A 13239-nucleotide genomic window follows, 5' to 3' on the forward strand; every position below is an offset into this window, starting at 1 on the left:
GATGACGTTACCGCTGTTCCCCCTCAATACCGTGCTGTTCCCCGGCTGCCTGCTGGACTTGCAGATCTTCGAGGCGCGTTACCTGGACATGATCGGCCGCTGCATGAAGCAGGGCGAAGGTTTCGGGGTGGTGTGCATTCTCGAAGGCGAGCAGGTCGGCAAGGCGCCGGCAGGCATCGCTGCGTTCGGCTGCGAGGCGTTGATCCGCGACTTCGTGCAGCAGGACAACGGCCTGCTGGGCATCCGCGTCGAAGGTGTGCGGCGCTTCAGGGTGGAGCAGACCGATGTGCTCAAGGATCAGTTGATGGTCGGCGAGGTGCAGTGGCTGGCCGAGCTGAGCGACAGCCCGCTGGGCGAGCAGGATGATGACCTGCTGGCGCTGCTGGTCGCGCTGGGCGAGCACCCGATGGTCGAGGCGCTGGACATGCCGCGCGAGGTGGACGGGCGCCAGTCGCTGGCCAACCAACTGGCGTACCTGCTGCCGTTCATGGAAGAAGACAAGATCGATCTGCTGGCGATCGACTCGCCGGCGCAGCGGCTGGAGGCGATCCAGGCGCTGCTGGAGCGGATTCAGGGCGAGTTGTTCGCCTGAAGTTGCGGGTTGCCAGCGTCAGGGCCGGCAACCCGCGCATCACTTCAATACTGATAGCGCAGCAATGCCTTGGGCAACGAGTGCATGGCGAAGAACGCCAGCAGCGCGATACACGCCGGCAAGATCAGCCACCACACCTTCTGCGGCATTGCCCTCAGTGGCTCGCGATACTGCACCAGCGTCAGACTGGCCGCACACACGCAGCACGCCAGCAAGGCCCCGGCCAGGATGTCGGTGGGCCAGTGCACACCCAGGTACACCCGTGACAGCGCGATCGACAGCGCTGGCAGCACCCCCAGCAGCACCCAGGTCAGGCGCATGCGCGGCGGCTGGCCGCGACCGGCCAGCACCGCCAGTACCAGGAAGAACGCAAAGGATGCCGAGCTATGCCCGCTGGGCATGCTGTAGCTGGTCAGTGGATCGGCCAGCACTTCCGGGCGCGCCCGGGCGAACAGCCATTTCAGCGAGCCGTTGCACAGCGCGGTGCCGATCAGTGCGCCCCCGGCGAACAGTGCATGGCGCCATTGCCGCGCCAGGAGCAGGAGCCCGGTCAGCAGGCCGCCGAGGAAGAACTGGGTCTTGAAGTCGCCCAGGCGGGTGACGATGACCACGGCGCTGTCGAACGCCTTGCTGCGATGCTCCTGGACGAGGGTCATCACGCCCTGGTCGAACTCGTGCAAGTAGGGCCAGCCGAGAAATACGCCCGCCAGTGCTACCAGGCTCAGGCCGGCGATCAGGCGGGTGCCGTGGCGCTGGTCGCGGATGCTGGCGTTGAAGCTCAGGGCCACCAGCACCGCCAAGCCACCGGCGACGATCCCCGCATCCAGCCAGAAGCCTTCCGGCAGCGGCAGGCGCATGGCGGCACCGGTGGCCCAGCCAGGCAGCAGATAGGCCACCGACCAGCCAGCACCGGCCACCAGGCTGACGGCGATGAAGCGCGGCAATGGCATGTCGAACATGCCAGCAACCATCGGCAGCATCGGCCGCAGCGGGCCGATGAAGCGGCCTATCAGCAGGCTGGCGATACCGTAGCGCTGGAAGTAGGTTTCGGCGCTGCCGATCCATTCGGGGTGGTGGCGCAGCAGCGGCAGGCGCCGGATGTTCTGGTGGAAGTACTTGCCGATGGCGTACGACATGGCGTCACCGAGCATGCCGCCGAGAAAGCCCAGCAGCAGCGTCTCGCCCAGGCTGAAGGTGCCGCTGCCGGCCAGCACCGCTACAGCGAACAGCAGCACCGTGCCGGGCACGATGATGCCGGCGATGGCCAGGCACTCGATGCAGGCGATCAGGAAGATGGCCAGGCCAAGCCACTGCGGGTTGGCGCTGAGCCAGCCGGTCAGGCTGTCGAGCCATTGGCTCATGGTGTCAGTTTCCTTGTTCCAGAATGAAGAAATCCCGTCCTTCGACCTGGCCCCGGCGTAGCGGGTTCCGGGTGCAGAAACGGGCGAATTCGGCGTCCACGAAGCGGTACGGCAGGTGCTCGTCGCGGCCGTGGGGGATGCCCAGGCGGGTGGTCTGGATCACGCGTGGCACATTGATTGCGCAATCTTCGACATAGAGCCCCTGCGGGTCGAAACGGCGGGCGTCCCAGTCCGGCACCTTCAGGCCCAGGGCGCGGCACAGCAGGGTCTGGCCGGCGCACAGGCGCTCTGCCGGGCGCAGGTTGCCGTTGGCGTCCGGGTTGTTCAACTGCATCTGCGCCAGGCTGTTGTCATCGGAGAGGGCGTCGACCCAGGGGTAGGCCGACTTGATCAACACCGCGTTGCCCGGCCCGTGGGCGCTGAAGTTCAACGAGTCGCCGCCGCGGGCGTAGTACATGTAGATGTGCCCGCCGTCGAGGAACAGCGCTTTGCGCTTTTCCGTATAGCCGAGCGAGGCGTGGCTGCCCTTGTCGGTGAGGTAGTAGGCTTCCGTCTCGATGATGCGGGCGGCCAGCCACAGATCGCCGTGGCGGTGGCGGATGACCTTGCCGAGCAACTCGCGGGCGAGGGTCTGGGCATCGCGGTCGAAAAAGCGGTCGGGCAGGGCGCGGGCCGGGCAGGGGACGGGCATGTTGGCGGTTCGTGGTGGCGAAGGCGGGGATGATAGCAATGAAAGGCTTAATCGAGGCTGAACCAGGTTGTAACCGGGTTGATCTTCCCAGGGTTTAGTCCGCGTCGCCCCAGGCTACGCCACTCCCGGTAGGAGCGGGCTTGCCCGCGAAAAGGTCGACGCCGAAGTGGGTCAATTCCGATACCCTCAGTTACATCTTTCCTACATATTTCCGCTGCCATCTTCTACCATCCGCCACCCGCCGCTGGGCGTACCCGAGCGCGGCAGTTATAATCAGCCGATTTCCCCTTCGCCAAGACACCGAACCCATGACCGAGTCCGTTCTTGACTACATGACCCGCCTGGGTCGCGCCGCCCGTGAGGCCTCGCGGGTGATCGGCCGCGCCAGCACTGCGCAGAAGAATCGCGCCCTGCAGGCCGCTGCCGACGCGCTCGACGCTGCCCGCGCCGAGCTGACCGCAGCCAACGAACAGGACCTCGCCGCAGGCCGTGCCAATGGCCTGGAGCCAGCACTGCTGGACCGTCTGGCCCTCACCCCGGCGCGCATCGATGGCATGATCACCGGCCTGCGCCAGGTGGCTGCGCTGCCGGACCCGGTCGGTGCGATCCGCGACATGAGCTACCGTCCGTCGGGCATCCAGGTTGGCAAGATGCGCGTACCGCTCGGTGTGATCGGCATCATCTACGAGTCTCGCCCGAACGTGACCATCGACGCCGCCAGCCTGTGCCTGAAGTCCGGCAATGCGACCATCCTGCGGGGCGGCTCGGAAGCCATCCACTCCAATCGCGCCATCGCCACCTGCATCCAGCGCGGCCTGGCCGAAGCCGGGCTGCCACCAGCCGTGGTACAGGTGGTCGAAACCACCGACCGCGAAGCCGTCGGTGCGCTGATCAGCATGCCGGAGTTCGTCGATGTCATCGTCCCGCGTGGTGGCCGTGGCCTGATCGAACGTATCAGCCGCGATGCGCGCGTGCCGGTGATCAAGCACCTGGACGGCATCTGTCACGTTTATGTCGATGCCCACGCCGACCTGGAAAAGGCCGCGCGCATCGCCTTCAACGCCAAGACTTACCGCTACGGCATCTGTGGCGCCATGGAGACGCTGCTGGTCGACGCCAGCGTGGCCCAGGCGTTCCTGCCGGACATGGCCCGCCGCTTCGAAGAGAAGGGTGTCGAGCTGCGTGGCTGCGAGCGCACCCGGGCGATCATCGCCGCCAAGCCGGCCACCGAGGACGACTGGCACACCGAGTACCTGGATGCGATCCTGTCGATCCGCATCGTCGATGGCCTGGATCCGGCCATCGAGCACATCAATCACTATGGCTCGCACCACACCGACTCGATCGCCACCGAGCACCAGGGTAACGCCCGGCGCTTCATGGCCGAGGTCGATTCGGCGTCGGTCATGCTCAACACCCCGACCTGCTTTGCCGATGGCTTCGAGTATGGCCTGGGTGCGGAGATCGGCATTTCCACCGACAAGCTGCACGCCCGCGGTCCGGTCGGCCTGGAAGGGCTGACCTGCGAAAAATACGTGGTGATCGGCGACGGTCAGTTGCGCGGGTCCTGCTGAGTTGAGCAAGGCCCCGGCAGTCCGGCGTATCGGCATTCTTGGCGGCACATTCGACCCGGTGCACATCGGCCACCTGCGCAGCGCGCTGGAAGTGGCCGAGTTCATGGGGTTGGACGAGTTGCGCCTGCTGCCCAACGCCCGACCGCCGCACCGCGACACCCCGCAGGTGGCCGCCACCGACCGGCTGGCCATGGTGCGTAGCGCGGTACAAGGGGTCGAGGGCTTGAGCGTGGATGCCCGGGAGCTGGCGCGCGACAAACCGTCGTACACCATCGACACCCTGGAGTCGATCCGCAGCGAACTGAACACGCACGACCAGCTCTACCTGGTGCTGGGCTGGGATGCCTTCTGTGGTCTCCCGGGCTGGCACCGCTGGGAAGAGCTGCTGCAACATTGTCACATCCTGGTGCTGCAGCGCCCGGATGCCGATGTCGAACCCCCCGACGAGCTGCGCAACCTTCTGGCTGCGCGCTCGCAGAGCGATCCCACCGCCATGTCCGGCCCGGCGGGGAACATTTCGTTCGTCTGGCAGACGCCGCTTGCGGTGTCCGCCACACAGATCCGGCAGCTGCTGGCCAGCGGCAAGTCGGTTCGGTTCCTGGTGCCGGACGCAGTACTGGCCTACATCGAGGCGCACGGTCTGTACCGTGTGTCCAACTGAGGGCGCCGCAGGGCGCCTCATTACAACGAGTTGAACGAGTTTTATATGACCAAGCAGAAAATCAATGGCGAAGAACTGGTCGAACTGACCAAGGCCGCGCTGGAAGACGTCAAGGCCCAGGACATCCAGGTCATCGACGTGCGCGACAAGCACAGCCTCACCGACTACATGATCATTGCCACCGGTACCTCCAACCGCCAGATCAACGCGATGCTGGAAAAGGTCCGTGAGGCCGTCAAGGCCAAGGGCGCGCAGCCGCTGGGCGAAGAAGGCAAGGGCGACAGCGACTGGGTGCTGCTGGACCTGAACGACGTCATCGTGCACATGATGACCGCCGCTGCCCGTCAGTTCTACGACCTGGAGCGTCTGTGGCTGGGCGCCGAGCAGAGCCGTGCTGCTGATGCCAAGCACCACAGCCCGGAAAACGCCAGTGACTACTTCACCGACAAGCTCAAGGATCGGGAATAAGGAACCGCCGTGCGTCTGCGTCTGATCGCGGTCGGCTCGCGCATGCCGAAGTGGGTCGAGGAAGGCTGGCACGAGTACGCCAAGCGCCTCCCGGCCGAGCTGTCGCTGGAGCTGGTTGAAATCCCACTGAACACCCGTGGCAAGAACGCCGACGTTGCCCGCCTGATCCGTCAGGAAGGCGAGGCGATGCTGGCCAAGGTCCAGCCCGGTGAACGGATCGTCACGCTCGAAGTCCATGGCAAGCCGTGGAGCACCGAGCAACTGGCGACCGAGCTGGATCGCTGGCGCCTGGATGCGCGTACGGTCAACCTGATGGTGGGCGGCCCGGAAGGGCTGGCGCCGGAAGTCTGCGCCCGTGCCGAACAGCGCTGGTCGCTGTCGCCGCTGACCCTGCCGCACCCGTTGGTGCGGATACTCATCGGTGAACAGATCTACCGCGCCTGGACCGTGTTGTCCGGGCACCCTTACCACAAATGACTTCGTAAGCCTGTCCGATGCCGCAGCAGATCCGCCTCAAGGACCACGAGAAAGACGCACGCCTGGTGCGCAACCGCGTCGTGGTCGGCGCGGTGGCGATCATGCTGCTCGTGTCCGTGCTGATCGCGCGCCTGTATTACCTGCAGATCATCCAGTACGACTACCACTCGACGCTGTCGGAGAACAACCGGGTGCATGTGCAGCCGATTCCGCCGACCCGTGGGCTGATCTTCGATCGCAATGGTGTGATCGTCGCCGACAACCGCCCCAGTTTCAGCCTGACCATGACCCGCGAACGCGCGGGCAAGTGGCAGGAGGTGCTGGACACCATCATCGAGGTGCTCGAGCTGAGCGAAGATGATCGTGCCTTGTTCGAGCGCCGCATGAAGCAGGGGCGTCGGCCATTCGAGCCGGTGCCGATCCTGTTCGAACTGAACGAGGAGCAGATCGCCCGCGTCGCCGTGAACCAGTTCCGTCTTCCCGGGGTGGAGGTGGCGGCGCAACTGGTGCGGCATTACCCACAAGGTGCGCATTTCGCTCATTCGGTGGGCTATGTCGGGCGGATCAACGAGAAGGAACTCAAGTCCCTCGATCCGGTGAACTACAGCGGCACCCACCATATCGGCAAGACCGGCATCGAGCGTTTCTACGAGGACGACCTGCATGGCCAGGTTGGCTACGAGGAAGTCGAGACCAACGCTCGCGGCCGTGTCTTGCGGGTGCTCAAGCGCACCGATCCGATTCCTGGCAAGGATATTGTCCTGAGCCTGGACATCAAGCTGCAGGAGGCCGCCGAAGAGGCGCTGGCAGGCCGCCGTGGGGCGATCGTCGCCCTCGACCCGCGCACCGGCGAGGTGCTGGCGATGGTCAGCCAGCCGAGCTTCGATCCCAACCTGTTCGTCACCGGCATCAGCTTCAAGGCCTATGCCGAGCTGCGCGATTCGATCGATCGCCCGTTGTTCAACCGTGTGCTGCGCGGCCTGTATCCTCCGGGCTCGACCATCAAGCCGGCAGTGGCCATTGCCGGCCTGGACAGCGGTGTGGTCAATGCCAGCAGTCGGGTGTTCGACCCGGGCTATTACCAACTGCCCAACTATGACCACAAGTACCGCAACTGGAACCGCACCGGCGATGGCTGGGTGGATCTGGATGTGGCGATCATGCGTTCTAACGACACCTATTTCTACGATCTTGCGCACAAGATGGGGATTGATCGGCTGTCGGCCTACATGAACAAGTTCGGCATCGGCCAGAAAGTCTCGCTGGACATGTTCGAAGAGTCGCCCGGGCTGATGCCTTCGCGTGAATGGAAGCGCGCCACCCGCCGCCAGGCCTGGTTCCCCGGTGAAACGCTGATTCTGGGCATTGGCCAGGGCTACATGCAGGCAACGCCCCTGCAACTGGCCCAGGCCACCGCACTGATCGCCAACAAGGGCAAGTGGAACCGTCCGCACCTGGCCAAGACCATCGAGGGCAAGCAGCCGGTGGATGAGAACCCGGTGGAAGACATCGTGCTGCGCGACAAGAACGACTGGGCCCGGGTCACCCATGGCATGGAGCAGGTGATGCACGGCGCGCGCGGCACGGCGCGCAAGGCCGCGCTCGGCTCGCAATATCGTATCGCCGGCAAGAGCGGTACCGCACAGGTGGTGGCGATCAAGCAGGGCGAGAAGTACGACCGCAACAAACTCCAGGAGCGTCACCGCGACCACGCGCTGTTCGTCGCCTTCGCACCCGCCGAAGATCCGAAGATCGTGGTCTCGGTAATGGTCGAGAACGGCGAGTCCGGCTCTGGTGTCGCCGCCCCCGTGGTGCGCCAGGTCATGGACGCCTGGTTGCTCGACGAAAACGGCCGGCTCAAGCCCGAATTTGGCCCTGCCACTGTCACTGTCGCCCAGGAAACGGCCCCGTGAAGAACAATTTCGATCGCATGCTCTCCAGCGAGGACGTGATGCGCAGGCGCGCCAGCTTCCTGCAGCGCATCCATGTCGACGGTCCTCTGCTGCTCATTCTGCTGACGCTCGCCGCCGGCAGCCTGTTCGTCCTCTATTCGGCCAGCGGCAAGAACTGGGACCTGCTGATGAAGCAGGCCAGTTCCTTCGGCATCGGCCTGGTGTCCATGTTCATCATCGCCCAGCTCGAGCCGCGCTTCATGGCGCGCTGGGTGCCGCTGGCCTACGTGGCGGGGGTGCTGTTGCTGGTGGTGGTGGATGTGATGGGCCACAACGCCATGGGCGCCACGCGCTGGATCAACATTCCCGGGGTGATTCGTTTCCAGCCCTCGGAATTCATGAAGATCATCATGCCGGCGACCATCGCCTGGTACCTGTCCAAGCGCACCCTGCCGCCCCATCTGAAACACGTGGCAATCAGCCTGGTGTTGATCGGTGTGCCGTTCATCCTTATCGTCCGACAACCCGACCTTGGCACGGCGCTGTTGATCCTTGCCTCCGGTGCGTTCGTGCTGTTCATGGGCGGCCTGCGCTGGCGCTGGATCATCAGCGTGGTGACGGCGGCCGTACCGGTGGCCGTGGCGATGTGGTTCTTCGTGATGCATGACTATCAGAAGCAGCGGGTCCTGACCTTCCTCGACCCCGAGAGCGATCCGCTGGGTACTGGCTGGAACATCATCCAGTCCAAGGCCGCGATCGGTTCGGGCGGCGTGTTCGGCAAGGGCTGGCTGCTGGGCACCCAGTCGCACCTGGACTTTCTGCCCGAAAGCCACACCGACTTCATCATCGCCGTGCTGGGTGAGGAATTCGGCCTGGTGGGCATCTGCCTGCTGCTGATCATCTACCTGTTGCTGATCGGTCGCGGCCTGGTCATCACCGCGCAGGCGCAGACCCTGTTCGGCAAGTTGCTGGCCGGCAGCCTGACGATGACCTTCTTTGTTTATGTGTTCGTCAACATCGGTATGGTGAGTGGCCTGCTGCCCGTGGTGGGTGTGCCGTTGCCCTTTATCAGCTATGGCGGAACTTCGTTGGTGACGCTGCTGTCAGCGTTTGGCGTTTTGATGTCGATCCACACGCACCGCAAATGGATCGCGCAGGTTTGAAAAAGGTGAAGAATTTCATGCAAGCAGTGCGTGGCTGGGCTGCCCGTTGTATGCCGTGGATCGGCGCGATGGGGCTGTTCGGCGCTGTCCAGCAGGCCAATGCCGGCGACTATGACGGCTCGCCCAAGGTGGCCGAATTCGTTGGCGAAATGACCCGCGACTACGGCTTTGCCGACGAGCAACTGATGGCCGTGTTCCGCGAGGTGCAGCGCAAGCAGGCGATCCTCGACGCGATCTCGCGTCCGGCCGAGCGGGTCAAGCCGTGGAAGGAATACCGCCCGATGTTCATCACCGATGCGCGCATTGCCCGCGGTGTGGACTTCTGGCGCCAGCACGAAGCCGTGCTGGCCCGCGCCGAGCAGGAATACGGCGTGCCGGCCCAGTACATCGTCGCGATCATCGGCGTGGAAACCTTCTTTGGCCGCAATACCGGTAACTACCGTGTCATCGATGCCTTGTCGACGCTGGGCTTCGACTACCCGCCGCGAGCCGAATTCTTCCGCAAGGAGCTGCGTGAGTTCCTCCTGCTGGCGCGCGAGGAGCAACTCGACCCGCTCACGCTCAAGGGCTCCTATGCTGGCGCCATGGGCCTGCCGCAGTTCATGCCGAGCAGTTTCCGCAATTACGCCGTGGACTTCGACGGCGACGGCCACATCAACATCTGGAACAACCCGGATGACGCCATCGGTAGCGTGGCCAGCTATTTCAAGCGCCACGGCTGGATCGCCGGGCAGCCGGTGGTCAGCCGGGCGCAGGTCAGTGGTACGCGTGTCGACGAGGGCCTGACCACTGGCATCGAGCCTGTGAAGACAGTCGGGGAGTTGCGAGCGCTGGGCTGGTCGAGTCATGATGCGCTGCGCGATGATCTGCCGGTCACGGCGTTCCGGCTCGAAGGCGACAATGGCCCCGAATACTGGATGGGCCTCAAGAACTTCTACGCGATCACGCGTTACAACCGCAGCGTGATGTATGCCATGGCGGTGCATCAGCTCTCGCAACAGCTGGTCCAGGCACGGGGCGTCAAGTAATGCGCGAATTGTTCAAACCCAATACCTTCAAGCTGCTCACCTGTGCCGCCATCGGCCTGGTGCTGGTCAGCTGTTCTTCCAGCCGTCCGACCTCGCAGGCGGGCGGCAACACCGTTCGCTCGCAGCCGGGCCTGGACATCAACCGTGCCCACAAGGACGGTGCGCCCTGGTGGGACGTGGACGTCAACAAGATTCCCGACGCCACCCCGACCGTGCACACCGGCAACTACAAGGCCAACCCGTACACCGTGCTGGGCAAGACTTATTACCCGATGCAGGACTCGCGCAACTATCGCGCCGAGGGTACTGCGTCGTGGTACGGCACCAAGTTCCACGGGCAGAACACCGCCAACGGCGAGCTTTACGACCTCTACGGCATGAGCGCGGCGCACAAGACCCTGCCGCTGCCGGCCTATGTGCGGGTAACCAACCTGGCCAACGGCCGTAGCGTGATCCTGCGGGTCAACGATCGCGGGCCGTTCTATTCGGACCGCATCATCGACTTGTCGTATGCCGCGGCGAAGAAGCTCGGTTACGCCGAGATCGGCACCGCCCATGTGCGCGTCGAGGGTATCGACCCGCAGCAGTGGTGGGCGCAGAAGGGCCAGCAGCCGCCATCGATGCTCAAGGAGCCGCAGGTCGCCCAGGCGCAGCCGATCCCTGCCAGCACCGGGCGCGTCGAGCAGTGGACCCCGCCGCCGCAGCAGCACGCGGCACCCGTGGTGCCGGTGCAGGTTGCCGGCAACAACGTACCGGGCAACGGCGGCGGCAGCTTCCTTCAGGTGGGCGCCTTCGCCAACCCGGACGCGGCCGAGCTGTTGCGTTCCAAGTTGAGCACCATGGTCAGTGCTCCGGTGTTCATCAGTTCCATCGTACGCAACCAGCAAACGCTGCACCGGGTACGTCTGGGGCCGATCAGCAGCCAGGGTGAGATCCAGCAGGCGCAGGACAGCATTCGCCTGGCGAACCTGGGGCAGGCCAAGCTGGTCACAGCAGACTGACTGCGCAGTATCTTGCCGACCTGTCGGTTTGTTCATGAATTGCCAGGTTCGGCCATGTACAATGGCGGTTTTGCCCCTTGGGGCATGGGGTTGTCCGCCAGCCCTGAAGCAGACTGAAACGCCGTGGTATCCCCGCGGAACATCAGACCATTAGCGATTTACGAGAGACGGATGAACATCACCAACCTTGCCAAACGACTTTGCCTGCCCGTACTGCTGATGATCGTGCCTGCTGCCTTTGCAGCCGAGCAGATGATGCCAGCACCTCCGCAGTTGGCAGCCAAGTCCTATGTACTCATGGATGCGTCCAGCGGCAACGTGCTGGTCGAGAACAACGGTGACGAGCGCCTGCCGCCAGCCAGCCTGACCAAGCTGATGACCGCCTACATCGCCACTCTCGACATCCGTCGTGGCCAGATCGGCGAGAACGACCCGGTGACCGTCAGCGAGAACGCCTGGCGTACCGGCGGTTCGCGCATGTTCATCAAGGTCGGCAGCCAGGTGACCGTCAGCGACCTGCTGCACGGCATCATCATCCAGTCGGGCAACGATGCCTCGGTCGCCCTGTCCGAGCACATCGCCGGCAGTGAAGACGCCTTCGCCGACATGATGAACAAGACTGCCGGCGACCTGGGCATGTCCAATTCGCACTTCATGAACCCGACCGGCCTGCCGAACCCTGAGCACTATTCCTCGGCCCACGACATGGCCCTGCTGGCGCGCGCGATCATCAACGAAGATCCGGCCCACTACGCGATCTACTCGCAGAAAGAGTTCTACTGGAACAACATAAAGCAGCCTAACCGCAACCTGCTGCTGTGGCGCGACAAGACCGTCGACGGTCTGAAGACCGGCCACACCGAGGAAGCCGGCTACTGCATGGTGGCGTCGGCCGTTCGCGACGGCCAGCGTCTGATCGCGGTGGTGTTCGGCACCAACAGCGAGCAGGCCCGTGCCGCCGAGACGCAGAAGCTTCTGACCTACGGTTTCCGCTTCTTCGAAACCCAGACCTTCTATCAGAAGGGCACCGAGCTGACCCAGGCTCCGGTCTGGAAGGGCGCCACCGGTCAAGTCAAGGCCGGTCTGGCCAACGACCTGACCATGACCATGCCTAAAGGCCAATTGAAACGCCTCCAGGCTTCGATGACCATGAACCCGCAACTGACCGCTCCGATCGCAAAAGGTGACGTGATCGGCAAAGTGGAAGTCAAACTGGACGAGAAAGTGGTGCACAGCGCCGACCTGATCGCCCTGGATGGCGTCGAGGAAGGTGGTTTCTTCCGCCGTATGTGGGATAGCATCCGCCTGTTCTTTTACGGTTTGTTCAACTGATACGTGACCGGCCATGCCCCCGTGCAACCACGCGGGGGCATTGTTGTTGCCACGCCTTACGAGGGCGTATGCGCCATGAGCGAAGCTGACGTCAAGTCGCACAAAATCGAATTCCCCTGCGCCGATTACCCGATCAAGGTCATCGGCGATACTGTTGTCGGCTTCAAGGACATGGTCATCGAAGTCCTGAGCAAGCACGCCAAGGTCGACCTTTCCACCCTGGCCGAGCGCCAGAGCAAGGAAGGCAAGTACACCACGGTGCAACTGCACATCGTCGCCGAGAGCGAGAATCAGCTGCACGATATCAACAGTGCCCTGCGTGCCACCGGCATCGTGAAAATGGTGCTGTGATGCCCGCGTGTCTCGGTTTTCGCGATCTTGGCCTGCAGCCCTATGAACCGGTGCTGGAGGCCATGCGTCGTTTTACCGAGCAACGCAGCCCGGACAGCCAGGACGAAGTCTGGTTGGTCGAGCATCCTGCAGTCTTCACCCAGGGCCAGGCCGGCAAGGCCGAGCATCTGCTGATTCCGGGCGATATCCCGGTGGTGCAGACCGACCGCGGCGGCCAGGTCACCTACCACGGCCCCGGCCAGTTGGTCGCCTACCTGCTGCTGGACGTGCGCCGCCTGAGCATTGGCGTGCGCGAACTGGTCAGCCGCATCGAGACTACGCTCATCGAACTGCTCGCCAGCTATGGCGTGCAGGCGGTGGCCAAGCCCGACGCCCCTGGCGTCTATGTCGATGGGGCGAAGATCGCGTCACTTGGCCTTCGAATCCGCAATGGCCGTTCGTTCCACGGCCTTGCCCTGAACGTGGACATGGACCTCGCGCCATTCCGCCGAATCAACCCCTGCGGGTATGCGGGGCTGGCCATGACCCAGCTGCGCGACCTGGCAGGTCCGATCGAACTCGACGAGGTCAGGACAAGGCTGCGCGGACAGCTGGTCAAGCACCTCGACTATGCTGAGCAGACGACCCTCACGGGCGGAATCGACTGAA

At 64.0% G+C, this 13239-nt stretch carries 14 protein-coding genes; 12 read left to right on the forward strand and 2 right to left on the reverse strand.

Features of this window, described 5'->3' with window-relative positions; genetic code table 11:
- Position 1: 1 nt before the first annotated feature.
- A complete protein-coding gene (locus tag HU748_RS10805) occupies positions 2 to 592 on the forward strand; it encodes an LON peptidase substrate-binding domain-containing protein (RefSeq protein ID WP_186710341.1) in 591 nt (196 codons plus the stop codon).
- A 44-nt stretch (positions 593 to 636) separates the two neighbouring features.
- Here HU748_RS10805 and HU748_RS10810 read toward each other — a convergent pair whose 3' ends face one another.
- Positions 637 to 1953: a bifunctional DedA family/phosphatase PAP2 family protein gene (locus tag HU748_RS10810; protein ID WP_186669251.1), complete on the reverse strand. Its 1317-nt coding sequence runs from the start codon at positions 1951 to 1953 to the stop codon at positions 637 to 639.
- A 4-nt stretch (positions 1954 to 1957) separates the two neighbouring features.
- On the reverse strand, positions 1958 to 2644 hold the full coding sequence (locus tag HU748_RS10815; RefSeq protein WP_186669253.1) for a DNA-3-methyladenine glycosylase: 687 nt from the start codon (positions 2642 to 2644) through the stop codon (positions 1958 to 1960).
- Positions 2645 to 2952: 308 nt separating this feature from the next.
- On the opposite strand from HU748_RS10815, the gene HU748_RS10820 reads away from it, so the two are divergent.
- From HU748_RS10820 to lipB, 11 genes are all read left to right on the forward strand, one after another.
- Positions 2953 to 4218, forward strand: coding sequence for a glutamate-5-semialdehyde dehydrogenase (locus HU748_RS10820; RefSeq protein ID WP_186711433.1), 1266 nt, complete (start codon positions 2953 to 2955; stop codon positions 4216 to 4218).
- Between the two features lies 1 nt (position 4219).
- Entirely contained in the window at positions 4220 to 4879 is a 660-nt protein-coding gene (gene nadD, locus HU748_RS10825; protein WP_186669256.1) for a nicotinate-nucleotide adenylyltransferase, read from the forward strand.
- Between the two features lie 45 nt (positions 4880 to 4924).
- Positions 4925 to 5347 (forward strand): ribosome silencing factor, encoded by a 423-nt coding sequence (gene rsfS / locus HU748_RS10830; protein WP_054892808.1) that lies wholly within the window; start codon positions 4925 to 4927, stop codon positions 5345 to 5347.
- Positions 5348 to 5356: 9 nt separating this feature from the next.
- On the forward strand, positions 5357 to 5824 hold the full coding sequence (gene rlmH, locus HU748_RS10835; protein ID WP_054892809.1) for a 23S rRNA (pseudouridine(1915)-N(3))-methyltransferase RlmH: 468 nt from the start codon (positions 5357 to 5359) through the stop codon (positions 5822 to 5824).
- A gap of 17 nt (positions 5825 to 5841) precedes the next feature.
- Positions 5842 to 7737, forward strand: coding sequence for a penicillin-binding protein 2 (gene mrdA / locus HU748_RS10840; RefSeq protein ID WP_186669257.1), 1896 nt, complete (start codon positions 5842 to 5844; stop codon positions 7735 to 7737).
- 38 nt (positions 7738 to 7775) lie between these two features.
- Positions 7776 to 8879 (forward strand): rod shape-determining protein RodA, encoded by a 1104-nt coding sequence (gene rodA / locus HU748_RS10845; protein WP_054892858.1) that lies wholly within the window; start codon positions 7776 to 7778, stop codon positions 8877 to 8879.
- A gap of 17 nt (positions 8880 to 8896) precedes the next feature.
- Positions 8897 to 9907 (forward strand): lytic murein transglycosylase B, encoded by a 1011-nt coding sequence (gene mltB, locus HU748_RS10850; protein WP_186669258.1) that lies wholly within the window; start codon positions 8897 to 8899, stop codon positions 9905 to 9907.
- Complete coding sequence (locus HU748_RS10855) at positions 9907 to 10908, forward strand: septal ring lytic transglycosylase RlpA family protein (RefSeq protein ID WP_186720324.1); 1002 nt, start codon at positions 9907 to 9909, stop codon at positions 10906 to 10908. Before mltB ends, HU748_RS10855 begins: the two co-directional genes overlap by 1 nt.
- 171 nt (positions 10909 to 11079) lie before the next feature.
- The gene (locus tag HU748_RS10860) at positions 11080 to 12240 is read left to right on the forward strand and encodes a D-alanyl-D-alanine carboxypeptidase family protein (protein WP_186669260.1); all 1161 of its coding nucleotides are present in this window, start codon (positions 11080 to 11082) and stop codon (positions 12238 to 12240) included.
- Between the two features lie 75 nt (positions 12241 to 12315).
- Complete coding sequence (locus HU748_RS10865) at positions 12316 to 12591, forward strand: DUF493 domain-containing protein (RefSeq protein ID WP_054892813.1); 276 nt, start codon at positions 12316 to 12318, stop codon at positions 12589 to 12591.
- A complete protein-coding gene (gene lipB, locus HU748_RS10870; RefSeq protein ID WP_186669262.1) occupies positions 12591 to 13238 on the forward strand; it encodes a lipoyl(octanoyl) transferase LipB in 648 nt (215 codons plus the stop codon). The genes HU748_RS10865 and lipB overlap by 1 nt, the downstream gene beginning before the upstream one ends.
- The last annotated feature ends 1 nt before the right edge of the window (position 13239 follow it).

It is taken from the genome of Pseudomonas sp. RW3S2 (genome assembly GCF_014268955.1).
Classification (GTDB): Bacteria; Pseudomonadota; Gammaproteobacteria; order Pseudomonadales; family Pseudomonadaceae; genus Aquipseudomonas; species Aquipseudomonas wayambapalatensis.

What these genes read in the sequence shown, in the direction of transcription:
- HU748_RS10805 (WP_186710341.1), top strand. Translation starts at nt 2, where the DNA reads ATGACGTTACCGCTGTTCCCCCTCAATACCGTGCTGTTCCCCGGCTGC.
- HU748_RS10810 (WP_186669251.1), bottom strand. Translation starts at nt 1,953, where the DNA reads ATGAGCCAATGGCTCGACAGCCTGACCGGCTGGCTCAGCGCCAACCCG.
- HU748_RS10815 (WP_186669253.1), bottom strand. Translation starts at nt 2,644, where the DNA reads ATGCCCGTCCCCTGCCCGGCCCGCGCCCTGCCCGACCGCTTTTTCGAC.
- HU748_RS10820 (WP_186711433.1), top strand. Translation starts at nt 2,953, where the DNA reads ATGACCGAGTCCGTTCTTGACTACATGACCCGCCTGGGTCGCGCCGCC.
- rsfS (WP_054892808.1), top strand. Translation starts at nt 4,925, where the DNA reads ATGACCAAGCAGAAAATCAATGGCGAAGAACTGGTCGAACTGACCAAG.
- mrdA (WP_186669257.1), top strand. Translation starts at nt 5,842, where the DNA reads ATGCCGCAGCAGATCCGCCTCAAGGACCACGAGAAAGACGCACGCCTG.
- rodA (WP_054892858.1), top strand. Translation starts at nt 7,776, where the DNA reads ATGCGCAGGCGCGCCAGCTTCCTGCAGCGCATCCATGTCGACGGTCCT.
- mltB (WP_186669258.1), top strand. Translation starts at nt 8,897, where the DNA reads ATGCAAGCAGTGCGTGGCTGGGCTGCCCGTTGTATGCCGTGGATCGGC.
- HU748_RS10855 (WP_186720324.1), top strand. Translation starts at nt 9,907, where the DNA reads ATGCGCGAATTGTTCAAACCCAATACCTTCAAGCTGCTCACCTGTGCC.
- HU748_RS10860 (WP_186669260.1), top strand. Translation starts at nt 11,080, where the DNA reads ATGAACATCACCAACCTTGCCAAACGACTTTGCCTGCCCGTACTGCTG.
- HU748_RS10865 (WP_054892813.1), top strand. Translation starts at nt 12,316, where the DNA reads ATGAGCGAAGCTGACGTCAAGTCGCACAAAATCGAATTCCCCTGCGCC.
- lipB (WP_186669262.1), top strand. Translation starts at nt 12,591, where the DNA reads ATGCCCGCGTGTCTCGGTTTTCGCGATCTTGGCCTGCAGCCCTATGAA.